At 70.9% G+C, this 26,630-nt stretch carries 21 protein-coding genes and 2 pseudogenes; 19 read left to right on the plus strand and 4 right to left on the minus strand.

Annotated elements, in window-relative coordinates:
* Positions 1-62: 62 nt before the first annotated feature.
* The 3 genes and pseudogenes from D474_RS33215 to D474_RS0107395 form a co-directional block, all read right to left on the minus strand.
* Positions 63-890 (minus strand): annotated as a pseudogene (locus D474_RS33215) (DUF3488 domain-containing protein); the annotation flags it as partial.
* An 8-nt stretch (positions 891-898) separates the two neighbouring features.
* Complete coding sequence (locus D474_RS27920) at positions 899-2,107, minus strand: DUF58 domain-containing protein (RefSeq protein ID WP_017612945.1); 1,209 nt, start codon at positions 2,105-2,107, stop codon at positions 899-901.
* A 90-nt stretch (positions 2,108-2,197) separates the two neighbouring features.
* Positions 2,198-3,190, minus strand: coding sequence for an AAA family ATPase (locus D474_RS0107395; RefSeq protein ID WP_017612946.1), 993 nt, complete (start codon positions 3,188-3,190; stop codon positions 2,198-2,200).
* 376 nt (positions 3,191-3,566) lie between these two features.
* On the opposite strand from D474_RS0107395, the gene mraZ reads away from it, so the two are divergent.
* The 4 genes from mraZ (at position 3,567) to D474_RS0107415 (ending at position 7,746) form a co-directional block, all read left to right on the plus strand.
* Positions 3,567-3,998, plus strand: coding sequence for a division/cell wall cluster transcriptional repressor MraZ (mraZ, locus tag D474_RS0107400; RefSeq protein WP_017612947.1), 432 nt, complete (start codon positions 3,567-3,569; stop codon positions 3,996-3,998).
* Between the two features lie 272 nt (positions 3,999-4,270).
* Positions 4,271-5,341, plus strand: coding sequence for a 16S rRNA (cytosine(1402)-N(4))-methyltransferase RsmH (rsmH, locus tag D474_RS0107405; protein WP_017612948.1), 1,071 nt, complete (start codon positions 4,271-4,273; stop codon positions 5,339-5,341).
* 12 nt (positions 5,342-5,353) lie between these two features.
* Positions 5,354-5,779 (plus strand): FtsB/FtsL family cell division protein, encoded by a 426-nt coding sequence (locus D474_RS0107410; RefSeq protein ID WP_017612949.1) that lies wholly within the window; start codon positions 5,354-5,356, stop codon positions 5,777-5,779.
* Complete coding sequence (locus D474_RS0107415; RefSeq protein WP_026118258.1) at positions 5,776-7,746, plus strand: peptidoglycan D,D-transpeptidase FtsI family protein; 1,971 nt, start codon at positions 5,776-5,778, stop codon at positions 7,744-7,746. Before D474_RS0107410 ends, D474_RS0107415 begins: the two co-directional genes overlap by 4 nt.
* A gap of 177 nt (positions 7,747-7,923) precedes the next feature.
* Here the strand turns inward: D474_RS0107415 and mmuM are convergent, their stop codons facing one another.
* Positions 7,924-8,844, minus strand: a complete 921-nt coding sequence (mmuM, locus tag D474_RS0107420; RefSeq protein WP_017612951.1) for a homocysteine S-methyltransferase — start codon at positions 8,842-8,844, stop codon at positions 7,924-7,926.
* Between the two features lie 228 nt (positions 8,845-9,072).
* Between mmuM and D474_RS0107425 the strand changes: the two genes are divergently transcribed.
* The 15 genes and pseudogenes from D474_RS0107425 to D474_RS0107495 all read left to right on the plus strand — a co-directional run.
* Positions 9,073-10,731: a UDP-N-acetylmuramoyl-L-alanyl-D-glutamate--2,6-diaminopimelate ligase gene (locus D474_RS0107425; RefSeq protein ID WP_017612952.1), complete on the plus strand. Its 1,659-nt coding sequence runs from the start codon at positions 9,073-9,075 to the stop codon at positions 10,729-10,731.
* A gap of 365 nt (positions 10,732-11,096) precedes the next feature.
* Positions 11,097-12,545, plus strand: coding sequence for a UDP-N-acetylmuramoyl-tripeptide--D-alanyl-D-alanine ligase (locus D474_RS0107430; protein ID WP_017612953.1), 1,449 nt, complete (start codon positions 11,097-11,099; stop codon positions 12,543-12,545).
* The gene (gene mraY / locus D474_RS0107435) at positions 12,542-13,612 is read left to right on the plus strand and encodes a phospho-N-acetylmuramoyl-pentapeptide-transferase (RefSeq protein ID WP_017612954.1); all 1,071 of its coding nucleotides are present in this window, start codon (positions 12,542-12,544) and stop codon (positions 13,610-13,612) included. Before D474_RS0107430 ends, mraY begins: the two co-directional genes overlap by 4 nt.
* A gap of 4 nt (positions 13,613-13,616) precedes the next feature.
* Positions 13,617-15,071, plus strand: a complete 1,455-nt coding sequence (gene murD / locus D474_RS0107440) for a UDP-N-acetylmuramoyl-L-alanine--D-glutamate ligase (RefSeq protein WP_017612955.1) — start codon at positions 13,617-13,619, stop codon at positions 15,069-15,071.
* A 165-nt stretch (positions 15,072-15,236) separates the two neighbouring features.
* Positions 15,237-16,670, plus strand: a complete 1,434-nt coding sequence (gene ftsW / locus D474_RS0107445; protein ID WP_017612956.1) for a putative lipid II flippase FtsW — start codon at positions 15,237-15,239, stop codon at positions 16,668-16,670.
* Positions 16,667-17,827, plus strand: a complete 1,161-nt coding sequence (gene murG / locus D474_RS0107450) for an undecaprenyldiphospho-muramoylpentapeptide beta-N-acetylglucosaminyltransferase (RefSeq protein ID WP_017612957.1) — start codon at positions 16,667-16,669, stop codon at positions 17,825-17,827. Before ftsW ends, murG begins: the two co-directional genes overlap by 4 nt.
* Positions 17,824-19,254 (plus strand): UDP-N-acetylmuramate--L-alanine ligase, encoded by a 1,431-nt coding sequence (gene murC, locus D474_RS0107455; RefSeq protein WP_017612958.1) that lies wholly within the window; start codon positions 17,824-17,826, stop codon positions 19,252-19,254. The genes murG and murC overlap by 4 nt, the downstream gene beginning before the upstream one ends.
* A 349-nt stretch (positions 19,255-19,603) precedes the next feature.
* A complete protein-coding gene (locus tag D474_RS0107460) occupies positions 19,604-20,245 on the plus strand; it encodes a cell division protein FtsQ/DivIB (protein ID WP_017612959.1) in 642 nt (213 codons plus the stop codon).
* A 498-nt stretch (positions 20,246-20,743) separates the two neighbouring features.
* Positions 20,744-22,363, plus strand: coding sequence for a cell division protein FtsZ (ftsZ, locus tag D474_RS0107465; protein WP_017612960.1), 1,620 nt, complete (start codon positions 20,744-20,746; stop codon positions 22,361-22,363).
* 115 nt (positions 22,364-22,478) lie between these two features.
* Positions 22,479-23,198 carry a peptidoglycan editing factor PgeF gene (pgeF, locus tag D474_RS0107470; protein ID WP_017612961.1) on the plus strand — a complete coding sequence of 240 codons (720 nt, stop codon included), beginning with the start codon at positions 22,479-22,481 and terminating at the stop codon, positions 23,196-23,198.
* A gap of 108 nt (positions 23,199-23,306) precedes the next feature.
* A complete protein-coding gene (locus D474_RS0107475) occupies positions 23,307-24,020 on the plus strand; it encodes a YggS family pyridoxal phosphate-dependent enzyme (RefSeq protein WP_017612962.1) in 714 nt (237 codons plus the stop codon).
* A 149-nt stretch (positions 24,021-24,169) separates the two neighbouring features.
* Positions 24,170-24,697: a cell division protein SepF gene (locus D474_RS0107480; protein WP_017612963.1), complete on the plus strand. Its 528-nt coding sequence runs from the start codon at positions 24,170-24,172 to the stop codon at positions 24,695-24,697.
* A 39-nt stretch (positions 24,698-24,736) separates the two neighbouring features.
* A complete protein-coding gene (locus D474_RS0107485) occupies positions 24,737-25,030 on the plus strand; it encodes a YggT family protein (protein ID WP_017612964.1) in 294 nt (97 codons plus the stop codon).
* A 131-nt stretch (positions 25,031-25,161) separates the two neighbouring features.
* The gene (locus D474_RS0107490; RefSeq protein ID WP_017612965.1) at positions 25,162-26,091 is read left to right on the plus strand and encodes a DivIVA domain-containing protein; all 930 of its coding nucleotides are present in this window, start codon (positions 25,162-25,164) and stop codon (positions 26,089-26,091) included.
* A gap of 92 nt (positions 26,092-26,183) precedes the next feature.
* Positions 26,184-26,630, plus strand: a pseudogene (locus tag D474_RS0107495) (AAA family ATPase); the annotation flags it as partial.

Raw genomic sequence — 26,630 nt, forward strand, 5'->3', positions numbered from 1 at the left:
TTCTCGCCGTCGAATCGGTCCAGCACGTAGGTACGCAGGTAGTCGGGGTCCTCGGTGTCAGTCCGGTAGGTCAGCACGGTGCTGTCTGAGTCCGATGCGAGCTCCCGCCGCATCGACACCAGCGGGTGTGTCGTGGTCACCACGTCCTCACCGAACCCGGGATGGCTCCCGTCGGCCAGGTCGTAGAACGCGTCCGTGCGCAGTGAGGGCACGGCGAGCGGGAGCGTCACCGCCATGAGCACCGCCGCCGTCCCGGCCAGCGCGGCGGTACCGGCCCGGCGCACACCCGCCAGCACCCGTTCGCCGGGCGCGGGGGAGGGCACCGGGTCCCCCCACGCACGACGGCGGATCCAGGTGTCCACCGCCAGCAGCGCCACGTAACCGGACGCGCACCACAGCGCCTGCCACAGTTCCAGACCGGCCGGATCCACGACCAGGGGCACGGCCATGAGTGTCAGCAGCAGACCGCCGACCATGCCTGCGCACCGCGCCGTCACCGCGAGGAAGTCCGCCACCATCCCGAAGACCGCGAACGTCAGGGCGACGACGAGCGTGAGCCCGGCGTTGGCCGAGACCGGTACGGAGCTCTCGTTGATGGTGGCCGTGCCCTGGGAGAAGAGCTGCACCAGATAGCTCACCGACTGCCCGTTCGGGATCACCCCCAACAGCGCGGTGTGCGGGGCGAACAACGGTGTCACCAGCAGGAACACCAGCAACGCCTGCAGGAACGGCACCGGTGCGGCGTTCCATCCGCTCAGCCGGTACAGCGCGGAGACCGCGGAGGCCGCCGCCATCAGCACCAGCGCGGGCACCCACCACCCGTCGCCGCTCAACAGCGGCGCCAACAGGGGCAGGGCCGTGACCATGCACAACAACGTGGCCGACGGCATCAGTGCTCTCACAGCGGGCCCTCCGTGAACACACGCGGCGCTGCGGCGGTGAGGAGCCCCTCACCGGCCGCGCGCCACAGCTGGGGGAGTCGGTCGGGGTGGGACAGCAACAGCACGTGCCAGCCGCTCGCGGTGAGCACGCGTTCAGCGCCGTGCAGTGCTTCGCCCGAGGACCAGGCCGCCCCGGTGCACAGCACCGCCACCTTGCGCGCCTCGTGTCCGGTGCGGGCGAGCGCGTCCGCCTCCTCGGGGCTGATCGCGCCCAGCACTGCCGTGACCAGGCCGGGGGAGGGGCCGCGCCCCGAACCCAGCGCGGAGATCGCCGGCATCAGGTGGGGGGCGTCGGAGGCCTCGGCCACGGCCAGCCCGTCGAGAATCCCCGAGGCCCCTGAGACCGGCAGGGGGCCGTCGGCCCCGTACAGGTCCAGGTCGTGGCCGTCCTGGAGGCAACGCACCGCCACCGACGCCGCGGTGGTCACGGCTGTCTCCAACGAGGACTCCGCCTGCTCGCCCCGGTGCGCGCCCGTGCGGGTGTCCACCAGCAGGACGCTGTGTTCGCGCTGGTGCTGCTCGTCGCGGCGCACCATGAGCTCGCCGTGCTTGGCGGTCGACCTCCAGTGCACCCGCCGTAGCTCGTCGCCGTGCTGGTACTCGCGCGGAACCGGGTCCTGTTCGCCGATCCCCGCCGATGAACGCAGTGGGGTGTGCTCGCCCTGCGGACCGCCCCGCACCTCCACCGGGGACAGCGGCAGCGCCCGCGGGGTGACCAGCAGTGACGCGGGAGCGTCGACATCGCGGGAGACGCGCACGCATCCCAGCGGATCGCCGATGACCACCCGCAGCGGCCCGATCGGGTATCGCCCGCGCACCTGCGGCTGCACCAGGTACCCCACGTCACGCACCGCCCGCGCACTCAGGTGCCCCACGTCGAAACGGGGCTCCTCACCCAACCGCACCGGCACCGCGTCGGCCAGGGACACCGACGGCACCGGCCACACGGAGGAGGAGTTTCCCACCCGCAGCAGCACACGCGCGCTCTGCCCCGCCTGAACGTGCGGCGGCCGAACAAGGCGGCTCTGCACCACCCGGGAACCGGCGCCGAGCACGGTCAGGGCGGACAACGGGGGTACGGAGAGCAGGAAGACACCGACCCCCACGAGCTCGAACTGCCCGACCACCAGGCCCGCCACGAGGGCGGCCAGGCCGAAGACCAGCATGCAGACGCCTCGTGCGGTGAGGGTTCGTCGCGGGCGCATGGACCCTCTCTCGGGGATCGGGGAGGGGCGCCGGCGCCGGCGCCCCCGGGGTTACTGGGGACCGGGGACCGGAAGGCGGGCCACGATCCGGGACACGATCTGTTCCGGGCTCAGGCGTTCCATCCGCGCCTCCGGGCCGGGCAGCAGCCGGTGGGCCAGCACCGGGACGGCCAGGGCCTGCACGTCGTCGGGGACCACGTAGTGGCGTCCGTCGAGGGCCGCGTGGGCACGGGCGGCGCGCACCAGGTGCAGGGTTGCGCGGGGCGAGGCACCCAGGTGGAGCTCGGGAGCGGTGCGGGTGGCGTTGACCAGGTCGACGACGTAGCGGCGCATCCCGGGTGCCACGTGCACCTGGCGGACCCCGTCGGCGAGCTCGCGGAGTTGGGCGGCGTCGGCCACCGGTGCGAGCGAGTCCAGGGGTGAGTCGGCGCTGTGGGAGTCGATCATGTCCAGCTCGTCCTGCGGAGCCGGGTATCCCACCGAGACACGCGCCATGAACCGGTCCCGCTGCGCCTCGGGCAGGGCGTAGGTGCCCTCCATCTCCCCCGGGTTCTGGGTGGCCACGACCATGAACGGCCGCTCCAGCGCCCGGGTCTGCCCGTCCACGCTGACCTGCCGTTCCTCCATGCACTCCAGGAGCGCTGACTGGGTCTTGGGCGAGGCGCGGTTGATCTCGTCGCCGAGCACGATATTGGCGAAGACCGGGCCCGGGTTGAATTCGAACTCGTGGCGGTCCTGGTGATAGACGCTCACGCCGGTGATGTCGCTGGGCAACAGGTCCGGGGTGAACTGCACCCGCTGCACCGAGCAGTCCACTGCTCGTCCCAGGGCCTTGGCGAGCATCGTCTTGCCCACACCCGGGACGTCCTCGATGAGCAGATGGCCTTCCGCGAGCAGCACCGTCAGTGTGAGGCGCAGGACATCGGGCTTGCCCTCGATGACCGTCTCGATGGCGCTGCGGATACGTCCGGCAGCGGTGACGACGCCGCCGACCTCGGCGCGGACGCCACCCCCCTGGCCGTCGTGCTGTGTGCCGAGTGACACGAGATCCCCCCGATCCCTGTGGCCCCGCCTGGCGGGCGGCCGGTGCTTGCGAACCGAGGCTAGGCCGAATCCGGGCGATTGCAAACCTCGATTGCCGGAATTGGCCGCCGTTGCGGCCCGAGCGGGACGAAGCCCACCGAACGCGGCCGGACCGCCCCCGTGCGCCTCCCGTGCCCCGGTGTCCGCCCTGTGCGTGTGCATCCGCACGATCGCGCACACCCTCCACCGCGCTCCACCCCTATGAACTGCGAAAACCCCGAAACTCACGGCGTTCCCGCGCGACAGGAACTGTTGACCGTGGGGTGGAGTGGAGTAAGGTGGAGCGACGTGGGGGAGGAGGTTCTCCCACACCACCAGGGGCGAGGAGGTGAGCGTGATGTTCCTCGGAACCCATACGCCTCGCCTCGACCCGAAGGGGCGCCTGTTCCTTCCGGCGAAGTACCGCGACGAACTGTCCGGGGGGTTGGTGATCACGAAGGGCCAGGAACACTGCCTCTACGTCTTCCCCGTCGTGGAGTTCGCCCGCCTGACCCAAGCGCTGCGCACGGCGCCGGTCACCGACAAGGCCGTGCGGGACTACAGCAGGATCCTCTTCGCCAGTGCCTCGGACGAGTCGTGCGACAAGCAGGGCCGGGTCACCATCCCGCCCCAACTCCGCGACTACGCGGGGTTGGAGCGCGACTGCGTGGTCATCGGGGCCAACACACGCCTGGAGATCTGGTCCTCCCAGGCCTGGGCCGACTACGAGGCCGAGCAGGAACCGGCCTTCGCCCGTCTGTCGGAGGAGGTGCTGCCCGGGGTGCTGTGAGTCGGCGGGAAAGTCCGCCGAACGCACGGCCCCACGTCGACTCCCTTGCGAGCCGAGGCCGGCCGGGCCTCGCCGAGCACGGCACACACGAGCTGGCGCGACTTCCCCGGTGCCAGGTCGTGAGCGCCACAGCCACCGGAAGGTGGACAATGGCGGCCGTGCTCGGTGGGCCCGGCCGGGTTCGGTCGGGCCACGCGAACACACCGGTGTCCCCGCCCGGCGGGGAGCCGACGACGGGGAGGACGGCACGGAGCGTGGAGGAAGACCACCGCATGGGGGAGACCCGAAGCGACGATCGTCCCGACGGGGACGACGCGGAGCACACCAGTACAGACGGCAGGACCCGGAGCGCCGACCTGGCCGACCGCGTCCGTGCGGCCCGGGAAGGGCTCGACCCCCTCCACGTTCCGGTCATGCTCGACCGCATCGTCGAACTGCTTGCCCCCGCCCTCACCGAACCGGGCGCTGTCCTCGTCGACGGCACCCTCGGCCTGGGCGGGCACTCCGAGGCCCTGCTCAAGGCCTGTCCCGAGATGCGCCTGGTCGGGGTGGACCGCGACACGAGCGCGCTCGAACGCAGTGCCCGGCGCCTGGAGCCCTACGCCGACCGCACCCGCTTCGTGCACACGGTCTACTCCGACATCCCCGGCGCGCTGGACGAGGCCGGGGTGGGCCGCGCTCAGGCGGTCCTGCTCGACCTGGGGGTGTCCTCGCCGCAGCTCGACGAGACCGACCGCGGTTTCGCCTACGCACACGACGCGCCCCTCGACATGCGCATGGACCGCACTCAGGAGCTCACCGCCGCCGACGTGGTCAACACCTACCCGGTCGCCGAGCTCACCCGGGTACTGCGTGTGCACGGCGAGGAGCGCTTCGCTTCCCGTGTCGCACGCGCCATCGAGCGCCGCCGCTCGAAGGGGCCCCTGGACTCCACCACCGAGCTCGCCGAACTGGTCCGCGAGGCGATCCCCGCAGCGACCCGGCGCACCGGCGGCCACCCTGCCAAGCGCACCTTCCAAGGGCTGCGCATCGAGGTCAACGCCGAGCTGTCCATCCTCGAGGACGCCCTGCCGGCCGCGCTCTCACGGCTTGCTGTGGGCGGCCGCATCGCCGTGCTGTCCTACCACTCGCTGGAGGACCGCAGGACCAAGCGCGCACTCGCCGACCTGGCCAAGGACACCACCCCCGCCGACCTGCCCGTACCCCTCCCGGACCGGCAGCCGGAACTCCGCCTCCTGACCCGTGGGGCGGAACTACCGACGGACGAAGAGAACGAACAGAACCCGCGCGCCCGCTCGGCCCGGCTCCGCGCCGCCGAACGTGTGCGCGGGCCTTCGCGGTAGCAGGGAGAGCAGATGAGCACGACGACCACGCGCCGCGGCCCCGCGCGCGAGGGCCGGGGCAGCGCAGCGCCGAGTAAGGGAAAGCCCGCGCGGCCGGCGCCGAAACCGTCGTCCGGGGGGAGCGCCGCGCACCGGTCACGGGCTCCGCGCATCCCCTTCGTCCTGCTCGTGCTGTGCCTGTTGGGTGCGACGCTGATGGGTCTGTTGGTACTGCGCAGTGTCGTGGCCCAGGAGGCATACGCCATCACGAGCCTGCAGTCGCAGAACCGGGAGCTCTCCTACCAGGAACAGCAGCTCCAGGACGAGGTCGCGCACCTGGAGAACACGGACAGGATCGCCGAGGAGGCCGAGGACATGGGCATGGAGCAGGGAGAGGCCCCGCTCTTCCTCGATCCGGACAACGGTGAGGTCATCGGCGGGCAGGGAGGCGCCGAGTGAGCTCGTCCCGCGACCGGCGCCCCCGTGACCCCCGCAGGCCGGGAGCGACGAGCCGTTCGGGCTCGCGTCCCAGCAAGCGTCCCCAGCGTGAACCCCGCCGCCCCGAAGGTGGGACCCGGTCGGGCGGTACCGGACGCCCCGGTGCCGCCCGACCGGGCGCGCGCGACGTGCGCAGGGGCCGGTCCGCGCGGGCCTCGGCCCCGCCGCCCCCGCCGCCGCTGCTGCGTCGCACGTTCCGGCGGGGCGATCCGAAGAAGCGTCTCAAGATCACGGGCGTGCTCATCGTGGTCATCATGCTGCTCTTCGCGGGCCGCCTGACCCAGATCCAGGGGTTCGAGGCCGAGGAGTACGCCGCGGCCGCCTCCGAGCTACGCCTGCAGACCATCGACGTGCCCACCCTGCGCGGGCAGATCACCGATGCGGACGGCAACCCGTTCGCGCTGTCGGTCGAGGTGCGCACGGTCTTCGTCGACCCGGAGGAGATCGAGGAGGACGAACGCGACGAGGTCGTCTCGGAACTGACCGAGCGCTTCGACCTGGAGGCCGAGGAGGTCGCGGCAAAGGTCGACGCCGCACCCAGCCGGTACCAGGTCGTCACCGACGGAGTGCGTCCCGACGACTGGTACGAGTTCCGGGACCTCGGGCTGTCCGGCGTGGGCGCCGAGGTCGACTACGAGCGCGTCTACCCCGACGAGACGGGCGCGGCCGACCTGGTCGGGTTCGTCGGTGCGGAGGGCCACGGCCTGGAGGGGCTCGAGGGGTACCTGGACGAGACCCTCGCCGGCGAGGCGGGCAAGCGCCAGGTCGAGGTCGCCAACGACGGGACGCAGATCCCCATGGCAGGCGGCCTGGTGCGCGAGCCCGAGCCCGGCCAGGACGTGCGCCTGACCCTGGACCGCGACATCCAGTGGCACACCGCCCAGACCTTGGCCGAGCAGGTCGATGCACTGGACGCGGAGGGTGGCAGCGCCATCGTCAGCCGACCCGACGGCGAGGTGTTGGCGATGGCCGACTACCCGACCTACTCCCAGGACGACGTGGGGGAGACCACCGCGGAGGACTGGTCGAACGGGGCGGTCTCCGAGACGTTCGAACCCGGCAGTACCAACAAGGTCATCACCGTCGGTTCGGCGCTGGAGGAAGGAGCGACGACGCCGGAGAGCGTCTTCACCGTTCCGTACTCGCTGCAGTACTACGACCAGACCTTCCGCAACGCCGAGAACGACGGCACCCAGCGGCTCACGGTCAACGGGATCATGGCGCAGTCGAGCAACGTGGGCACCATCAAGGTGGCCGACGAGGTCGGGGCGCAGAACCTGCACACCTACATGGACGCCTTCGGGCTGGGCCAACCGACCGGGCTGGACCTTCCGGGGGAGGAGACCGGTGTGCTGACCGACCCCGACGACTGGTGGGGAACCCAGCTGCCGTCGGTCTCCATCGGCCACGGTCTGTCGGTCAACGCCGCACAGATGGCCTCGGTCTACGCGACCATCGCCAACGGCGGCGAGCGCGTCGACCCCACGGTCGTCGCCGGGACGGTCGACCCCGACGGGGAGTTCACCGCCGCGGAGGAACGCGAGAGCAGCCGGGTGGTCAGCGAGGACACGGCCGAGCAGTTGTCCCTGATGCTGGAGGCGGTCACGACGGACGAGGGCACCGCGCCCCAGGCCCGCATCGACGGGTACCGCGTGGCGGGTAAGACCGGTACCGCGAACCGGATCGATCCGGAGACCGGAACCTACGACGACGGCGGGTACACGGCGACCTTCGCCGGGTTCGCCCCGGCCGACGACCCCGAGATCGTCGTGCAGGTCGTGCTGCACAACCCGCAGAGCGCCTACTACGGCGGCGAGGCGGCCGGGCCGGTCTTCAACGACATCATGAGCTTCGCGCTCAAGTCCGAACGTGTGCCGCCGACGGAGGAGGAGCCGCCCAACATCCGCTTGCAGGAGGACGAGAGCTGAGCCCGTCGGGCGAGGGTGCCGCGCCCTTGCCCGGCCCCGCTCCCGCGTGGTGCCTGCAGCGGCGTCCGGTGCCGGTCGCGTGCACCAGGTGTCCGGGTTCCGACCGGGGAATGCACCCGCACCGTAGCCGGTCGCTCCCCTGCGGGCCGCGCCGGGGACGGGCGCCATGACGAGGGTTCAGGGGGCGGCACGGTCCAGGTGGGCGCGGATCTCCGCGATGTGCTCGGGCCCGGTGCGACAGCACCCGCCCACGAGTACCGCCCCGGCGCGCCACCACTCCACCGCGGCCGCTCCGAACTCGGCGGGCTCGCTCGTGCCCGTCCACCGGCGAGACCCCGCGTCCCACACCTCACCGGAATTGGGGTAGGCCACCGCGTCCATGCCCTCCTCGGCGACCGCGCGCACGAGGGCGGGCACCCGGCTCGGGGCCACACAGTTCACGCCCACCGCCACGAGGGATCCCCCGGCGAACGCGGGCGCCAGCTCGGCCGCCACCTCCCGGAGCGGGGTGCCGTCACTGATGCGGGAATCGTCACGGCACGTCAGGCTCACCCACGCCCGCACGCCCGGCGTCTCGTCCAGCAATCGGCGCAGCGCCCGCACCTCGGGCAGGGAGGGGACCGTCTCGCACGCCATCAGGTCCGCGCCCGAGTCGGCCAGCACTTGCCAGCGTTCCCGGTGCCACCGGTACAGGCCGTCCTCGTCCAGGTCGTAGGAACCGGTGTACTCCGAGCCGTCCGCCAGGAACGCCCCGTAGGGGCCCACACCCGCTGCGACCAGACCCGACCCGTGAGCGTCGCGTTCGGCACGGGCCAGCTCCACCGAGCGCGCCACCACCCGCAACGCCTCCCCCCGAGTCAGCCCGCGGTCCGTCAACGCCGGAACGCTCGCCTGGTACCCGGCGGCGATCGCCACGTCCGCACCCGCCTCGAAGAAGTCCCGGTGTGCGCGCCGGACCACCCCGGGGTCCTCCACCAACAGCCTCGCCGACCAGAGCGCGTCACCGAGGTCACAGCCGTGCGACTCCAAGCGGGTCGCCAGACCGCCGTCCAGGACCAGAGGACGCCCGGACGTGCCCGTCGTGCCCACACCGATCACCCCTTCCGCCCCCACGCTGGGCCCCTGCGTCCCGGAACGGCCCTACTGTCCCGGCAGTCCGACCCACGCACCGGATCCACCCGGACGGTACTCCCCCGGAACCCGGGGCGGGGCTCGGACCCCCGGTAACCTGGACCCCGCTACCGCTCGCGTGAGTGCCTTCGCCGCCAGCGTGGAAATTACCGAGCGGTCCTCGACACCCGTTACCCTCCACACGTGCCACCGGTAATGCGACCTGAACACACTCAACTCCGTCCGCTGTCCGCCCTCGCGACGCTGCTCGGGCCGGACACCACGTTCCTGCGCCCGGACCTGCGCCCCGACACCCCCGAGGAGGCGCCCAGCAGGGAAGTGCACGTACGCGGTATCACCCATGACTCCCGCCGGGCGGGCCCCGGCGATCTGTACGCCGCCCTGCCCGGAACGCGCGCCCACGGCGCCGACTTCGCCGACCAGGTCGCCCGCGCGGGCGCCGCGGCGATCATGACCGATCAGGCCGGGGCGGACAGAGCCGCCGCCACCGGGCTCCCCGTCCTGGTGGTGCCCGACGCCCGTGCCGCGCTCGGCCGCGCCGCCTCCTGGGTGTTCGGCGACCCCGCCGGCGACCTCCTCCTGGTCGGAACCACCGGTACCAGCGGCAAGACCACGGTCACCTACCTGGTCGATTCCGGGCTGCGTGCCGCCGGCATGAGCACCGGCCTGGTCGGAACCGTGGAGATGAAGGTCGGCGACGAGCGCGTCCAGTCCTCCCTCACCACTCCCGAGGCCACCGACCTGCACGGCCTGTTCGCCCTCATGCGCGAGCGCGGGGTCACCTCCGCTGCCATGGAGGTCTCCAGCCACGCCCTCGCCCTGGGCCGGGTCGGTGGAACCCGTTACGATGTCGCGGTCTTCACGAACCTGTCGCAGGACCATCTGGACTTCCACCCCGATCTGCGCGACTACTTCGAGACCAAGGCCCGCCTCTTCACCCCCGAGTACTGCGACATCGCCGTGGTCAACGCCGACGACCGCTTCGGCCGCGCCCTGGTCGACATGGTCGCCGGGGACGGCCGCGTCCCGGTCACCACCTTCGGGGTGGAAGGCTTCACCGACGCCGACCCCTGCGCCGCGATGCCCGCCGACTGGCGCGCCGTCGACGTCCACATGGGCAACACCGGCAGTACCTTCCGGATCGTCGGACCGGGCGGGATGGAGGCCAAGGCGTCGGTCGCCCTGCCCGGCCCTTTCAACATCTCCAACGCCATGGCGGCGATCGTCGGGCTCGTCGAGGCCGGCGTCCCGCTGGAGACCGCCATCGAGGGTGTGGCCGCCGCACCGGGGGTGCCCGGGCGCATGGAACCGGTCGTGGCCGAGGGCAACACCGCCCACCTGCAGGATTTCACCGCCATCGTCGACTACTCCCACAAACCGGGTGCGATCGAGGCGGTCCTGACGGCGCTGAGTGAGACCACCGAGGGACGCGTGCACATGGTCGTGGGCTGCGGTGGCGACCGCGACCGGGCCAAACGCCCGCTCATGGGCGAGGCCGCGGCCCGCCTGGCCGACGAGCTCGTGGTCACCAACGACAACCCCCGCACCGAGGACCCGGTCTCCATCGCCACCGCGATGCTCGAGGGCGTGACGAAGGTCCCCGAGGACCAGCGCGCCCGCGTCAGCGTGGAGTTCGACCGCGCCGCCGCCATCGGCCTGGCCGTGGCCCGTGCCGAACCCGGCGACACCGTGGTCGTGGCAGGAAAGGGCCACGAGACCGGCCAGTACGTCAAGGGCGAGGTCCTGCCCTTCGACGACCGCGAGGTGCTGCGCGGCGCCATCGAGGACCGCCTGCGGGTCAGTGCCCGCGAGCGCCTCGGCGACGCCCTGCGCGACATCCACCGCACACCCTGATCCGCGCGACACACACGCGCTGGAGCAACCCCCGCTCGGGGTGCGGGCCCGGCCCGTACCCCGTACTGTGGCGCACGGATCGCGCCCCGGCCCCCCGAATGCGGTCACGAAGTGGAGCACATTGCTTCACACGGGCCCCGTGAGGACCTCGAACACCCCAACATGTTCTAAGGTAGGTCCGGCAATCGCAGCCCGACACGTGCCGCCCACTGGGGCGCCCACGCACGCGGCACGGGCCGCCGTCGTGGTGAGGCCCGGCGCGTCGCACACGGCATCCGCGGTGCCCATCCCCTGACCTGAAACTCCGGCCGGGTGGCCATCCGCCCTCGCGGCGTCGTGGACCGGGCCTGACATGAGGAGTGGATTTGATCGCGCTCACGCTCGATCGGATCGCTGAGATCACCCAGACCGCTCTCGGCGGATCAGCGCGCCCCGACACCGTCGTCGACGGTCCCGTCGTCATCGACTCCCGACAGGTCGCCCCGGGCGCCCTGTTCGTGGCCCTGGGCGGTGAGCGCGTGGACGGCCACGACTTCGCTGCGACAGCGGTCGGGGCCGGAGCCGCCGCGGTACTGGCCTCGCGACCGGTCGACGAGCCCCATCTGCTGGTGGACGGCGGCGACGACGAGGTCGTCGCAGCCCTGGCCCGCCTCGCCTCCTACGTGGCGCGGCAGCTCGGCGACCCCGAGCGGGGAGCCGAAGCGGCCCAGGTCGTCGGGGTCACCGGATCCTCCGGCAAGACCACCACCAAGGACCTCATCGCGCAGGTCGTGGACCGCACCGGGCCGACCATCGCGCCGGCCGGATCGTTCAACAACGAGATCGGCCACCCGCTCACCGTCCTGCGGGCCGACGGGGGAACCCGGAACCTGGTGCTCGAGGTCGCGGCCCGTGGCATCGGCCACATCGCCCATCTGTGCAAGGTCGCCCCGCCCCGCATCGGCGTCGTCCTCAACGTCGGCAGCGCCCACATGGGTGAGTTCGGCGACCGCGACGCCATCGCCGAGGCCAAGGGTGAACTCGTCGAGTCCCTGCCGCCGGGCAGCGACACCCCCGGCAGGGGCGGGGTCGCGGTGCTCAACGCCGACGACCCCCGCGTGCGCGCCATGGCCTCCCGCACGTCCGCGCGCGTGGTCCTCTACGGCACCGGTGAGGACGCCGACGTGCGAGCCACCGACGTCGTCCTGGGCCGGACCGGAGCCCCGGCCTTCACCCTCGGCCTGGGCGGGCGCAGTGCACGGGTGAACCTCTCGCTCGTGGGCGCCCACCAGGTCCACAACGCACTGGCCACCGCAGCGGCCGCCGCCGAGCTCGGGATGGACATCGACGAGATCGCGCGCGCACTCGGGGAGGCCACCCCCGTCAGCCGCTGGCGCATGGAGGTCGCCGAGCACGGGGGCAAGACCTTCGTCAACGACGCCTACAACGCCAACCCCGAGTCCATGCGGGCGGCGCTGACCACACTGGGAGCCCTGGCCGAGGGCCGCCGCTCCATCGCCGTGCTCGCCCACATGGCCGAACTGGGCGAGGACGGCGACCGGGCGCACGAACGCATCGGGGCCCTGGCCGCCGAAACCGGGGTGGCGCACCTGGTCGTGGTCGGCGAACAGGCCCGGGGCATCGCCGCCGGGGCCGAGCGCGCCGCAGCCGACGGGCACTGGCAGGGTGAGAGCATCCGGGTTCCCGACGCCGAAGCGGCCGCCGCCGCGCTGCGCGAACGGATGCGTGCAGGAGACGTCATCATCGTGAAGGGATCGCGCGTGGCAGCGCTCGAAAAGGTTGTCGACCTCATCACCGAGGAGGATGCCCAGTGATCGGCATCTCCCTGGCGGCGGCGCTGTCGCTGATCGTCTCCATGGCGCTCATGCCGTCGCTGATCAATCTCCTGTACAGGTTCAAGTTCGGTCAGGAGGTCCGCGACGACGGCCCCGAGGGGCACAAGACCAAACAGGGCACGCCCACCATGGGCGGCGTCGTCATCATCCTGGGCGCCGTCGTCGGTTACTTCGGGGCCCATGCGGTGATGCTCCTGACGGGAACGGGGGCGGGCCCCACGGTCTCCGGCCTGCTCGTGATGTTCCTGTTCGTCGGGATGGGCTGTGTCGGCTTCCTCGACGACTTCATCAAGATCTACAAGCGCCGCAGCCTCGGACTGCGCAGCGGCGCCAAGATGGTCGGGCAGGCCGTCGTCGGCGTCGGCTTCGCCTACGGCGTCACCCAGTTCCCCAACGGCTACGGCTACACCCCCGCCGCCCCCCAGCTGTCCTTCCTGCGCGACTTCGGGCCGCCCCTGATGATCGGCCTGTTCGTGCTGTGGGCGCTGTTCCTCATCGTGGGCTTCTCCAACGCCGTGAACCTCACCGACGGTCTGGACGGTCTGGCCACCGGCGCGGTCATCCTGTCGCTGGTCGCCTACATCATCATCGGGAACTGGCAGCTGCGCCAGTCCTGCGTCGAAGCGCTGACCGCCAACTGCTACCAGGTCCGCGACCCCCTCGACCTGGCCGTGGTGGCCGCCGCCGTACTGGGCGCCTGCATCGCGTTCCTGTGGTTCAATGCCCCGCCCGCCAAGATCTTCATGGGGGACACCGGTTCGCTGGCGTTGGGCGGCCTCATCGTGGGTCTGGCCATCACCACCCGCACCCAGCTCCTGCTGCTGCTCATCGGCGGCCTGTTCGTCATCATCACCCTGTCGGTGATGGTGCAGATCACGTCGTTCCGCTTCACCGGGAAACGCATCCTCCGCATGGCGCCCCTGCAGCACCACTTCGAGCTCAGGGGCTGGGCCGAGACGACGATCGTGATCCGTTTCTGGATCATCCAGGGGCTGTTCGTGGCCACGGCCATCGGGCTGTTCTACCTGGAATGGATGCCGAGGTAAGGGCATGGCGAACGAGACTTCCGAGACCCCGAACAACCACGTCGGTGCCGATCTGGACGGGCGCCGGGTGTGCGTGGCCGGTCTGGGCGTGTCCGGCCCCCCGGTGGCCCGTGCCCTGCTCTCCCGCGGTGCGCACGTCACCGTGGTCGACGGCCGCGACGACGACACCGCCCGCGCCCTGGCCGCGCAGCTCACCGCGGAGGGCGCCGAGGTCGTGCTCGGCTCCACCCCGTTGCCCGAGGACTGCGACCTGGTCGTCACCTCCCCTGGATGGCGCCCCGACTCGCCTCTGCTCCTGCGGGCCGTGGAGGCCGGTGTGGAGGTCATCGGTGACGTCGAACTGGCCTGGCGCCTGCGCCCGAACCACCAGGTGTGGCTGGCGGTGACCGGCACCAACGGCAAGACCACGACTGTGCGCATGCTCGAGTCGATGCTGCGTGCCGACGGGCGCGACGCCCTGGCCGTGGGAAACGTCGGAACCCCGATCATCGACGCGGTCCTGCCCGACGAACAGGGCCACGTGCACGACGTGCTCGCGGTGGAGCTCTCCAGCTTCCAACTTCACTGGTCCAACACCGTGCGCCCCTACGCCGCCGCCGTGCTCAACGTCGCCCCCGACCACCTCGACTGGCACGGTGGACTCGACCCCTACGCCCGGGCCAAGGGCCGTGTCTTCGCGCGCGGGACCACCCGTGTGGTCAACACCGCCGACGAGTGGTCGGTGGGCCTGGCCGACGAGGAGGGAGACCCCCACACCCCCGCGATCGGACTGCGCCTGGACACCCCGCGCCCCGGTGAGCTCGGCGTCGTCGAGGACCTGCTCGTGGACCGGGCGTTCGTGCCCGATCCCGTGCGCGGTGCCGAGGAGCTGGCCTCCCTGGGCGACGTTCGCCCGGCCGCCCCGCACAACGTCGCCAACGCCCTGGCCGCGGCCGCCCTGGCCCGCTCCATCGGGGCGGCGCCGGGGTCCGTGCGTGCCGGCCTGCAGGCCTTCGAACCCGAGCCGCACCGCATCTCCCACGTCGCCTCCGTCGCCGGTGTGGACTACGTCGACGACTCCAAGGCCACCAACCCGCACGCCGCCCTGGCCTCCCTGCGTGCCTTCGACTCCGTGGTGTGGGTCGCCGGCGGACTGCTGAAGGGCGCCGAGGTGGACGGCCTGATCGACGAGGCCGCCGAACGCCTTCGCGCCGCAGTGCTCGTCGGTGCCGACCGTGCACAGATCCGCGAGGCCCTGGCCGCGCGCCTGCCCGACCTGCCCGTGGTGGAGATCGCCGGTCCCGCCGAGGGCGCCCCGGCCGAGCACGGTGTCATGGATGCCGTGGTCGCCCAGGCCGCTGCGCTGGCCGGTGAGGGCGACACCGTCCTGCTCGCACCGGCCGCCGCATCCATGGACATGTTCGTCAACTACCACGAGCGCGGTGACCTCTTCACGGAGGCGGTCGAGCGACTGCTCTGAGTGATTACTCGGGCACCTCCGGTCACCGTCCGGTGTGCGGACCCCGGTGGTGTGCGCACTACCACTCCCACCGCCGCCGAAGATGGCCAACACGCGGGAAATGTCCACGGTTCCCGACCCGCCGGTACGCCACTATTGAGGCGCGAATCGTGCGGAGGGTGCGGGATGGCAACGACGGCGGCGGCCCCGGGGCGGACCGGGGCACCGAAAAAGAAGAAGCAGGGCAAGGACAGCGGGCGGGAACGCCCGCTGTGGCATGAGTGGACCCGTTCGCTCAACCGGCCCCTGACCTCCTACTACCTGATCCTGGCCTCGAGCCTGCTGCTCATCGGGCTGGGCCTGGTCATGGTGCTGTCCTCGACGATGGTCGACTCCATCACCGAGACCGGGTCGGCCTTCTCCATGTTCCAGCGCCAGCTCGCCTCGGCGGCGGTCGGGCTCCCGCTGATGCTGCTGGCGGCCCAGGCCCCCGTGTGGATCTTCCGGCTCATCGGTTACCCGGCGATGATCGTGTCGGTGGCGCTGTTGCTGCTCACCGTCTTCCACGGCACCGAGGTCAACGGCGCCATGCGTTGGTTGGAGGTCGGCGAGTTCCGTATCCAGCCCTCCGAGCCGGCCAAGCTCGCCTTCGCCCTGTGGGGCGCCAACATCCTCGCGCGAAAGGACGAACTGCGCGAGCTCACCGAATGGCGGCACCTGCTCATCCCGCTGCTGCCCGGGTGCGGTCTGCTGACCATGCTCGTGCTGCTCGGCTCCGACCTGTCCACCAGCCTCGTGCTGCTGCTCATCTTCCTCGCGCTCCTGTGGGTGGCCGGTGCGCCGGGCAAGCTCTTCGTGGCCATGTTCGGGCTGGTCATGGCGCTGGCCGCGATCGTCATCGCCATCGAACCCTTCCGGATCGAGCGTGTGACCGCATTCCTCGACCCCGAGGCCGACCCCGGCGGTGACGGATACCAGTCCCTGCACGGCCTGTACGCTCTCGGAACCGGCGGTCTGCTCGGTGTGGGCATCGGGGCCAGCCGCGAGAAGTGGGGCTTCCTGCCCTTCGCCGAGTCCGACTTCATCTTCGCGATCATCGGCGAGGAGTTCGGGCTGCTCGGAACCGTCGTGGTCCTGGGCGTCTTCGGTGTACTGGGTTACGCCGGGCTCCGGGTGGCCATGCGTGTCAAGGACCCCTTCGCCCGCCTGGCCGCCGCGGGCATCGTGACGTGGATCATCGGGCAGTCCATGATCAACATCGCCGCCGTCATCGGTCTCGTCCCGGTCACGGGTATCCCGCTCCCGCTGGTCTCCTACGGTGGATCCTCGCTGATCCCGACCATGATCGCGCTCGGGATCCTGCTCGGGCTCGCCCGATCCGAACCCCAGGCGGCCAGGGCGCTGGCCGCCCGCGGACCGAGTCGGGTCCAAAGGGCTCTAAGCTGGCTGGGTCTGGACAAGACGTCCGCCCCCACGGACGAACGGGCCGCGGCGACGTCGTCCGGGCGCACCACTCGCGCCCCGCGCAGGCCGGGCACGCGTGGAACCAAGACAACGGTCAAGCACAGCAGCGGACCGGTCCCGGCGGGTGACCGGCCAAGGAGGAATAGGCGACGATGAGGGTAGCCCTCGCCGGAGGCGGCACGGCCGGGCATATCGAGCCCGCACTCTCCCTTGCGGACGCGCTGCGGCGCATCGACCCCAACACGGAGATCCTGTGCCTGGGGACCGAGCGGGGACTGGAGAACCGCCTCGTGCCCATGCGCGGCTACGAGCTCGGTCTGATCCCCGCGGTCCCCCTGCCCCGCAAACTCACCCCCAGGCTCCTGACCGTTCCGGGCAAGCTCGCCGGAGCACTCAGCGCCGCCGGTGAACAGCTCGACCGCATCCAGGCCGACGTCATCGTGGGCTTCGGCGGCTACGTGGCCACCCCCGGGTACCTGGCCGCCCGCCGCCGGCGCATCCCCATGGTCGTGCACGAGGCCAACCCGTTGCCCGGGCTCGCCAACCGGCTCGGTGCGCGCCTGACCCCGCACGTCTACACCGGACATCCCCACACGCAGATCCGCAACGGCCGTTTCGTCGGGATCCCGTTGCGCGGGCAGATCTCCTCCCTCGACCGCCTGGCCATGGGCGACAAGGCCCGCGCCTACTTCGGCCTGCGCCCCGACCTGCCCACCCTGCTCATCTTCGGCGGGTCCCAGGGCGCCCAACGCATCAACGAGACCGCCTTCTCCGCGGTCCCGGCCTTCGCCCGCGCCGGGGTCCAGGTCCTGCACGTGGTCGGCCCCAAGAACGCCGACGAACCCCAGGACCTCACCCAGGACGGCGTTCCCTACGTCGCCGTGCCCTACGTCGACCGCATGGACATGGCCTACGCCGCCGCCGACGTCGCCATGTGCCGCTCCGGTGCGATGACCTGTGCCGAGCTCACCGCCGTGGGCCTGCCCGGCGCGTTCGTGCCGCTGGCGATCGGCAACGGTGAGCAGCGCCTCAACGCCGAGCCCATCGTCCAGGCCGGCGGCGGTGTCATGATCGACAACGCCGACCTGTCCACGGACTGGATCACCGGCGAACTCATACCCATGCTCACCGACACCGACCGGATCGTCTCCATGTCCGAGGCCGCCGCCCGGATGGGCCGCCGCGACGCCGACATGGAGCTGGCCCGCGAGGTGATGGCCATCGCCCGCGGTGACAAGCCCACACCCGAGATGCACGTCTCCGAGGACGACTTCGACGAGGAGTTCCAGGACGACGGGAAGGACGCACGATGAGCCTGGTCCGGCCGACCGACCCGGTCCCTGTCGACAAGCTCGGCCGCACCCACTTCATCGGTCTGGGCGGGGCCGGTATGTCCGGCATCGCCCGTGTCCTGCTGCAGTCGGGCGCCGAGGTCTCCGGCAGCGACGCACGCGACAGCGACACCCTGCGTGAGCTCGAGCAGATGGGCGCCGACGTCCACGTGGGCCACGCTGCCGAGAACCTGGGGCCGGCCGACACCCTCGTGATCTCCTCGGCCATCCGCGAGGACAACCCCGAGCTCGTCGAGGCCCAGCGCCGCGGCCTGCGCATCCTGCCGCGCGCCGCTGCCCTCGGGGCGCTGCTCCTGGGCCGCGAGGGCATCGCGGTCTCGGGCACCCACGGAAAGACCACCACCACCTCGATGGTCACCGTGGTCCTGCAGCACCTGGGCGCCGAGCCCGGATACGTCATCGGCGGCAAGCTCGTCACCACCGGCCTCGGCGCGGACGCCGGGATCGGCGGCCCCATCGCGGTGGAGGCCGACGAGAGCGACGGCTCCTTCCTCATGCTCTCGCCGAAGATCGCCGTGGTCACCAACGTCGAGGCCGACCACCTCGACAACTACAGCGGTCTGGACGAGATCCATGCCAACTTCGCCTCGTTCGTCGACCGGGTCGAGCGCACCCTGATCGTGGGCATCGACGACCCGGGGGCACGCAGCGTCGCCGAACTGGGCCGCGAACGCGGCAAGCGGGTGCTGACCTACGGGGAGGCCCCCGAGGCCGACTACCGGGTCTCCGACATCCGGGCCCGCGGGTTCACCACCGAGTTCACCCTGCACACCGCCGAGAACGACCCCATCGTGGGACAACTCGCCGTTCCGGGCCGCCACAACGTGCTCAATGCCGCGGCGGCCGTGGCGGGGGCCNNGGTCGAGGGCATCGCGGACTTCGCCGGCGCGTCCCGCCGCTTCGAGCTCAAGGGCGAGGGCGCCGGGGTCGGTGTTTACGACAGCTACGCCCACCACCCCACCGAGATCGAGGCCGACCTGCACGCCACCCGTGCGGCTCTGGAGTCCTTCGGCGAGCAGTCACCCGAATTGGCCGGCGGCCGGGTCGTCGCGGTGTTCCAGCCGCACCTGTACAGCCGCACCCGGTTCTTCGCCGACGAGTTCGCCGCCGCCCTGGACCTGGCCGACGAGGTCGTGGTCATGGAGGTCTACGCCGCTCGCGAGGACCACGACCCCGAGGTCACCGGCGAGCTCATCACCTCCCGCATCGACCGGGAGGGTGTGTGGTACGTGCCCGGCCGCGAGGCCGTGGTCCGCAAGGCCGCCGAGCTCGCGCGCCCCGGCGACATCGTGCTGACCATGGGCGCCGGCGACATCACCGAGCTGGGCCCGCACATCGTCGAGGCCCTGGCCGAGAGCACCGAGCCGGGGGAAGCCACCCCGGCCTGACCCTCGTCCCGGGCACGCCCCCGCCGTCGTGGTCGGGGCGCGCCCGGCCTCGTCAGCACACCCCTCCGGTCGCTCGCGTGGTGGGGTGGTCGGGCCAGGCGTGCGTGGACGACGGGAGTGTGGAGAGTGGGCACCGAGCCGAAGGAGACCGAGCCCGGCAGGACGGCTGAGGCCGGTAAGGGCACCTCCGCCGGGAGCAGGCCGAGCAAGGCCGAGGCCCGTAAGCAGAAGAAGGCGGACAAGCGCAAGAAGGCCGCCGCGGCCGAGGGTTCCACCAGGACAGGGGCCGGCCGGGCGGGTTCCGGCACCGAGCCGAAGGACGCGGCCGCCGGCGGGNGTCGCCCTGCTCGTGGTCGGTCTCGTCTGCGTGGTCACCTGGGTGCTGCTCGGATCACGCCTGCTCGTGGTGCGCGATGTCTCCGTCGAGGGACTGGAACGCGTTCCCGAACAGGAGGCCGTCCAGGCCGTGGGAGTGGACACCGGAACCCCGCTGATCCGTGTCGACCTGGGTGCCGCCGAGGGACGCGTCGCCGACCTCGAACTCGTCGAGCAGGTCGACGTCACCCGCAGCTGGCCCGCCACCCTGAGCGTGGAGGTGGCCGAGCGCCGGCCGGTGCTCGCCGTACGCGTGGGGGAGGGGTACCGGCTCGTCGACGGTGACGGGATCCGCATCGAGGACTCCGACACCCGCCCCGGGGCCCAGCCGCTCGTACGCGTGACCGGCGAGGTCGAGGGCAATGCCGGGGTGCGCGCCGCCGCCGACATCGTCGAGGCCGCCCCCGATTCCCTCCTTGCGCAGATGCAGCTCATCGACGCCTCCGAGGGCGGGGAGATCACCGTCCAGCTCGCCGACGGCTCCACCGTGGAATGGGGAGACGCCTCCGACACCGAGGACAAGAGCGACGTGCTCCGCGTCCTCATGGGCGAGCACCCTCCACAGGACGGGCAGGTCTACGACGTCTCCAACCCCGAGCTCGCCATCGTCAAGTGAAGGCCGAACCACTCCGAGCCCAAGAAAACGGACGCTCCGGGAAAAGCGGGACACGGGGGAACGGTCGCCCGTGTTCGCTCGGGGCGCCGTCCACCCCATTCGTGGTGTTGGACATTCGGGACGCGACGCGCCGGGTCGGCGCTTGGCTTCCTCGTGTTATGCGCCGTTAGGCTGATGCCGTGATCGGTTGCCCGTGGTCGGCGGCCCGCTTACTGTCGGGAGCACAATCACGGTCAACTGAGCAGCAAGACACGCTTGTCGGGGTACTTGGGAAACGTTCCGTTCCATCACAGGGTGGACCACATCACCGAACGGTGGTGCCGGACCGGATCCGAAGGCCCCGGGGACCCGGAGTCTTCCGCGGGCACTCGCCCACGGTCCCGGGAACCCGAACGCACACTGTAGAACCGGATGCCGGACCGGCCCGAACACCCGGCGGTACACACCCGTCGGACACGGTGCCGGACAGGCACATTGCGAGCGGAAAGGCCCCTCGTCGTGGCAGCACCGCAGAACTACCTCGCGGTCATCAAAGTCGTCGGCATCGGCGGCGGCGGTGTCAACGCCGTCAACCGAATGATCGAAGAGGGGCTCAAGGGCGTCGAGTTCATCGCGATCAATACTGATGCCCAGGCGCTGTTGATGAGCGATGCCGACGTCAAACTCGACGTCGGCCGTGAACTCACCCGCGGCCTCGGCGCCGGAGCCAACCCCGACGTGGGTCGAAAGGCGGCCGAGGACCACCGCGAGGAGATCGAAGAAGTCCTCAAGGGCGCCGACATGGTCTTCGTGACCGCCGGGGAGGGCGGTGGTACCGGGACCGGGGGCGCCCCGGTCGTGGCCAACATCGCCCGTTCCCTCGGAGCTCTGACCATCGGCGTGGTCACCCGGCCCTTCGGTTTCGAGGGTAAGCGACGGGCCACCCAGGCCGAGTCCGGCATCGCGATGCTCAGGGAGGAGGTCGACACCCTGATCGTCATCCCGAACGACCGGCTCCTGTCGATCTCCGACCGCCAGGTCAGTGTGCTGGACGCCTTCAAGGCGGCCGACCAGGTCCTGCTCTCCGGTGTCCAGGGCATCACCGACCTCATCACGACGCCGGGGCTGATCAACCTCGACTTCGCCGACGTCAAGTCGGTGATGTCCGGAGCAGGATCCGCACTCATGGGGATCGGATCGGCACGCGGGGACGATCGCGCGGTCGCGGCCGCGGAAATGGCGATCTCCTCACCCTTGCTTGAAGCCAGTATCGACGGGGCGCACGGGGTCCTGCTCTCCATCCAGGGCGGGTCCGACCTGGGCCTCTTCGAGATCAACGAAGCCGCACAGCTGGTCGCCAACTCTGCGGCGCCCGAGGCCAACATCATCTTCGGTGCAGTCATCGACGACGCGCTGGGCGACGAGGTCCGGGTGACGGTGATTGCGGCCGGCTTCGACGAACCCGAGGTCACCGGTCCGGTCGTGCGGGAGCACAAGCCGGTGGACCCTCCTGAGGCCGACGCCCCCAAGGCGGGCATCACGTCCGGTCGGGGGGAGCCGTCCGCCACGGCGAACCGTCCCACCGCGGGCGCGAGCGGGACGTCGGCCAGCAGCACGCCCTGGATCTCCGGGACGGCCCGCACCGAGCGGCGCGAGTCCGCCCCGGCATCCGGGCCCGATCCTGCACAGGAGCGGCCGAGCCGGCCCGCGCAGCCCGTCCAGTCGGAGCGGACCGCCAAGCCCCGGCCCGCCGAGCCGGTCAGGACAGAGCCGAGCCGTCCGGTTCAGCGGACCCCGGTCGACCCCGACCCGGAGCCGGAACCCGAGCCCCAGGACGGGACACCTGTCCCGCCGTGGACCCGGAGCCCGGAGCCCGAACCGGCAGCCGAGCCCGAGCCTTCGGCCCGGGAGCCCCACGAGGCCCCGCTCTCCCACGGTGGGCCCGCCCCGCGTGAGGAGAGGGAGCCCGAGCCCGTGGAGGAATCCGTCGAGGAGTCCTCCGACCGGCGCGAGGAGCAGCCCGGACACATCCAAGCGGTCTCCGACAGCTCCGCCGAACGCAGGGAGTCCTCCACGCCCCGCCGTCGGGTCATCTTCGACGACCCCGACGACCTGGACGTGCCGGAGTTCCTGAAGTAGCTCTCCGACGCCCGGATACCATCGACGTGTCAACCGGCCCCGCCCGATGTGGCGGGGCCGTTCACCGTCCCGGGGTGCCCCGTTCCCCGGTCAGGGAAGGACAGCAGGCACACCGATGGGAAACGTCGTCGATCTCGGCCACGGAGTCCGGGCCGCCGTCACCGAGCGCGCCGGCGGTGTGAGCGCCGCACCGTACGACTCGCTCAACATGGGCCTGGGCTCCGGGGACGAGCGGGGGGCCGTCCTGGCCAACCGCAGCACCGCTGCTGCCGGGCTCGGCTTCGACGCCGACCGTGTCGTGTGGATGAACCAGGTGCACAGCTGCGACGTGCTGCTCGCCGATGCCCCAGGCGGGGTCGGGACCTGCGATGCCGTCGTGACCACCCGCCCCGACCTGGTCCTCGCCTCTCTGGCCGCTGATTGCCTCCCGGTGCTGGCCGCCGACGGGGAGGCGGGTGTGCTCGGCGCGGCCCACTCCGGGCGCCTGGGAACCGCCGGAGGGGTCGCGGTGCGCCTGGTCGAGGAGATGGTGCGCCAGGGCGCCCGGAGGGACCGCATCAATGCCTTCCTCGGCCCCACGATCTGCGGTTCCTGTTACGAGGTCCCGCCGGAGATGCAGGCCGAGACCGCCCGTCTCGCGCCCGAGGCCGCCTCCACGACCCCGCAGGGCACCACGGGGGTGGACATGCTCGCCGCCGTGACCTCACAGCTCCGCGGGGCCGGTATCGGCCACCTGGAGGCCGACGGGCGCTGCACACTCGAGAGCCCCGAGTTGTTCTCCCATCGCAGGGGAGCACCCACCGGGCGCTTCGCCTCCTTCATCTGGCGCGGCTGAGCCGACCGTCACCCGGCCCCGGTGCTCCTGGGCCGGGAGCTCGCGCTGCCCCGCCCCTGATGGCGGACTGCGGCGCCACACAACGACCCGAGAAGAGGTACCGACGCCGTGACACAGACCGATCCCGAGCGCGTCGAGCAGGTCCGTGCCAACCTCCTGGCCGCACGGTCCAGGATCGAGGCCGCCTGCACCGCTGCCGGACGCAGCCCGGACGAGGTGTCCCTGATCGCGGTGACCAAGACCCATCCCGCCAGTGATGTGCGCATTCTCGCCTCTCTCGGAGTGGCCGACGTGGGGGAGAACCGCGACCAGGAGGCTGCACCCAAGGCCGAGGCCACCGCCGACCTCGACCTGACGTGGCACTTCGTGGGCCAGCTCCAGAGCAACAAGGCACGTTCCGTGGCCGGATACGCCGACTACGTGCACTCGGTGGACCGCGCCAAGCTCGCCCGTGCGCTGGGCAAGAGCGCGGCGGAGGCCGGGCGCGAGCTCACCTGCCTGGTCCAGGTCAACCTCGACGAGGACTCCCGCGCCGGCGTCATCGGCCCCCGCGGCGGTGTGGACCCCTCCGACACGCTCGAGCTGGCCGACCGTGTCGAGGAGCAGGACGCACTCTCGATCGGCGGTGTCATGGCGGTCGCACCGCTCGGGGGTGACCCCTCGGCCGCCTTCGCACGCCTTTACGAGGTGGCCTGCCGGGTACGCGATCGTTACCCTCGGGCCACGGTGATCTCTGCGGGTATGAGTGGTGACCTCGAGTCCGCGGTTGAGCGAGGAGCAACACACCTACGCATCGGTACGGCGTTGCTCGGAGCTCGGTAACCGATCGTGGGGTAATGTCCCCACATGGACCTTGGAGCCCGTCTGAGGAGTTCGCCCTGATGAGCGAACGGCCCACCCAGCAGGGGTTGGCGGGCAGTACAGAGGATGTCGGGTGCGGTGAAGACCGCGGGGACGACGGAGGACATGGGATGGCCGGCGCAATGCGCAAGATGGCGGTCTACCTCGGCCTCGTGGAGGACGACCGTTACGATCACCGCTATGCGGACGAATATGATGAGTTCGACGATTTCGACGAGGTCGTGGACGAGCAGCGTGACCGTGACGCAGTCGTTCCGCGAGAAGAGGGAACACGAGGCGAGGACGTGACCGACACCGGCGACTACCTGGGAACGGGTGACCGACGCGGTGGAACGACCACGACCGCCTCGATGGCAGACCTCGCTCGAATCACAACGCTCCATCCGCGCACGTACAACGAGGCGCGTACGATCGGAGAACACTTCCGGGAAGGCACTCCGGTGATCATGAACCTGACCGAGATGGTCGACAGCGACGCCAAGCGTCTCGTCGACTTCGCGGCTGGTCTGATCTTCGGTCTGCATGGCAGTATCGAACGCGTGACCAACAAGGTGTTCCTGCTGTCCCCGGCCAACGTCGAGGTGACCGCCGAAGACAAGGCGCGGATCGCTGAGCGAGGGTTCTTCAATCAGAGCTAGACCATCACATTTGTCCAGAGATTGGGTCGAGGAACGACCGTGAGTTACGTCCTGTCCGTGCTGCTCATCGCGCTCCAGCTGTTCGTGTTCGTGCTGATCGCGAGAGTGGTCCTGGAGATGGTCCAGTCCTTCTCCAGGACGTGGCGCCCCACCGGGTTCGTGCTCGTGCTCGCCGAGGTCGTCTACACGATCACCGACCCACCCCTGAAGTTCCTCCGTAGGTTCATCAAGCCGGTGCGGTTGGGGGGCATTGCACTCGACCTGAGTGTCCTGGTCCTCTTCATCATCGTGTGGATCCTCATGAGCTTCATCGGGGCACTGCAAGTCGCTTAGGGACCTGACCCGAGGACGAATCAGCAGCCTCGGGTTCCGTTATGTGGTCTTGGTCATGATCTGGATTGCCGTAAGGTCACGATCAGGTAGCGTCCCTACGGACAGACTCCAAGCGCGCCAAGGAGACGAACATGCCGCTGACACCCGCCGATGTGCGGAACAAGCAGTTCAGTACCACCCGGCTTCGACCGGGCTACGACGAGGAGGAGGTCGACGCCTTCCTCGACGAGGTCGAGTCCGAGCTCGACCGCCTCATCCAGGAGAACGAGGAGCTGCGCGGTAAGCTGGCCGAGTGCCTGCGGGGCCAGGTGCCCAACGCCGGCATGCAGGACTTCCAGCAGCCGCAGGAGCAGCAGCAGGCCGCCCCCGAGCAACCCCCGCAGCCCGAACCCGCCGCCCCGCAGCCCCAGGCCCAGGCCCAGGCCCAGGCCGCCGAGCCCCAGCAGCAGGCTTCCCAGGCCCCCGTTCCCCAGATGCCGGCCGGAATGACCGGTGCCAACCTCGCCATGGGCGGCGAGGAGAACATGGACACCGCCTCCCGCATCCTGGCCCTGGCCCAGCAGACAGCCGACCAGGCGATCTCCGACGCGCGCCGCGAGGCCGACGAGACGCTCGGCCGTGCCCGTCACGAGTCCGAGGACATCCTCGGCAAGGCCCGCCACCAGGCCGACCAGATCATCGGTGAGGCCCGCGCCCGCTCCGAGAACCTGGACCGTGACGCCCAGGAGCGCCATCGCCAGGTCATGGGCAGCCTCGTTCAGCAGCGTGAGGAGCTCGAGCACAAGGTCAACGTGCTCAAGGACTTCGAGCGCGAGTACCGCAGCCGTCTGAAGGACTACTTCGAGCGGCAGCTCAACGAGCTCAAGAACGAGGAAGAGAAGGCCAAGTCGGCCGACATCAACCCGAACACCACGGGTGGTTTCCAGACCATGGGCCCGCAGTCCGGCGCCAACCCGGGCATGCAGCAGCAGCCCAACCCCGGCGCCAACCCGTTCGGTCAGCCCGAGCCGGCCCAGCCCGGCGGTTACCACCCCGGTGAGGCCCCGCACGAGCGGCGCTGACACCACCACCGACGGCCGTGACGACAGCGGTCAGTTCGGCTCCGAACAAGTGAAGACTCCGGTACGACACGTGTAAAGGCCTTGGTCGACCCGTGATCCTCAGCATCCTTGCGACCGTGGCGGTCCTGGCGGCGATCGTCGTCATGCTGTCCGCCCTGGTGTTCGCCGAGACCGTCCTGGTGTACATCTCACTGGGCCTCGGTGCCACGAGCGTCCTCCTCCTGATCGGCGCTCTCGTGCAGCAGAGGTACGGCACGACCAGACCGGAAGCCGACATCTCCGGGACGGACGGGTTGGGGAAGTCGTCCGTCCCCGTGACAGAGGCAGGTGCCCTCGCGACGGGGGCCACTGCTGTGGGTTCCGGGCCCGCCACCACCGGACCGGAGGACACCAGGCGCGTGCCCGCACCGGCCGACGAGCCGGTGCGGGATGCCTCCGTGCCGGGCGCTGTCCCCGAGGAAGAGGCCCCCGAGCACGGCACGGACCACGTGCCCGCCCCGGCCGGAACCCCAGCCGAGGAGACGACCCCCGCCCCTGCC

The organism is Nocardiopsis salina YIM 90010 (genome assembly GCF_000341025.1).
GTDB classification, from domain to species: domain Bacteria; phylum Actinomycetota; class Actinomycetes; order Streptosporangiales; family Streptosporangiaceae; genus Nocardiopsis; species Nocardiopsis salina.

Coding starts and splice junctions, on each gene's coding strand:
- D474_RS27920 (WP_017612945.1), bottom strand. CDS start 2,107: ATGCTGGTCTTCGGCCTGGCCGCCCTCGTGGCGGGCCTGGTGGTCGGG.
- mraZ (WP_017612947.1), top strand. CDS start 3,567: ATGTTCCTCGGAACCCATACGCCTCGCCTCGACCCGAAGGGGCGCCTG.
- rsmH (WP_017612948.1), top strand. CDS start 4,271: ATGGGGGAGACCCGAAGCGACGATCGTCCCGACGGGGACGACGCGGAG.
- D474_RS0107410 (WP_017612949.1), top strand. CDS start 5,354: ATGAGCACGACGACCACGCGCCGCGGCCCCGCGCGCGAGGGCCGGGGC.
- D474_RS0107425 (WP_017612952.1), top strand. CDS start 9,073: ATGCGACCTGAACACACTCAACTCCGTCCGCTGTCCGCCCTCGCGACG.
- murD (WP_017612955.1), top strand. CDS start 13,617: ATGGCGAACGAGACTTCCGAGACCCCGAACAACCACGTCGGTGCCGAT.
- ftsW (WP_017612956.1), top strand. CDS start 15,237: ATGGCAACGACGGCGGCGGCCCCGGGGCGGACCGGGGCACCGAAAAAG.
- murG (WP_017612957.1), top strand. CDS start 16,667: ATGAGGGTAGCCCTCGCCGGAGGCGGCACGGCCGGGCATATCGAGCCC.
- pgeF (WP_017612961.1), top strand. CDS start 22,479: ATGGGAAACGTCGTCGATCTCGGCCACGGAGTCCGGGCCGCCGTCACC.
- D474_RS0107480 (WP_017612963.1), top strand. CDS start 24,170: ATGGCCGGCGCAATGCGCAAGATGGCGGTCTACCTCGGCCTCGTGGAG.
- D474_RS0107490 (WP_017612965.1), top strand. CDS start 25,162: ATGCCGCTGACACCCGCCGATGTGCGGAACAAGCAGTTCAGTACCACC.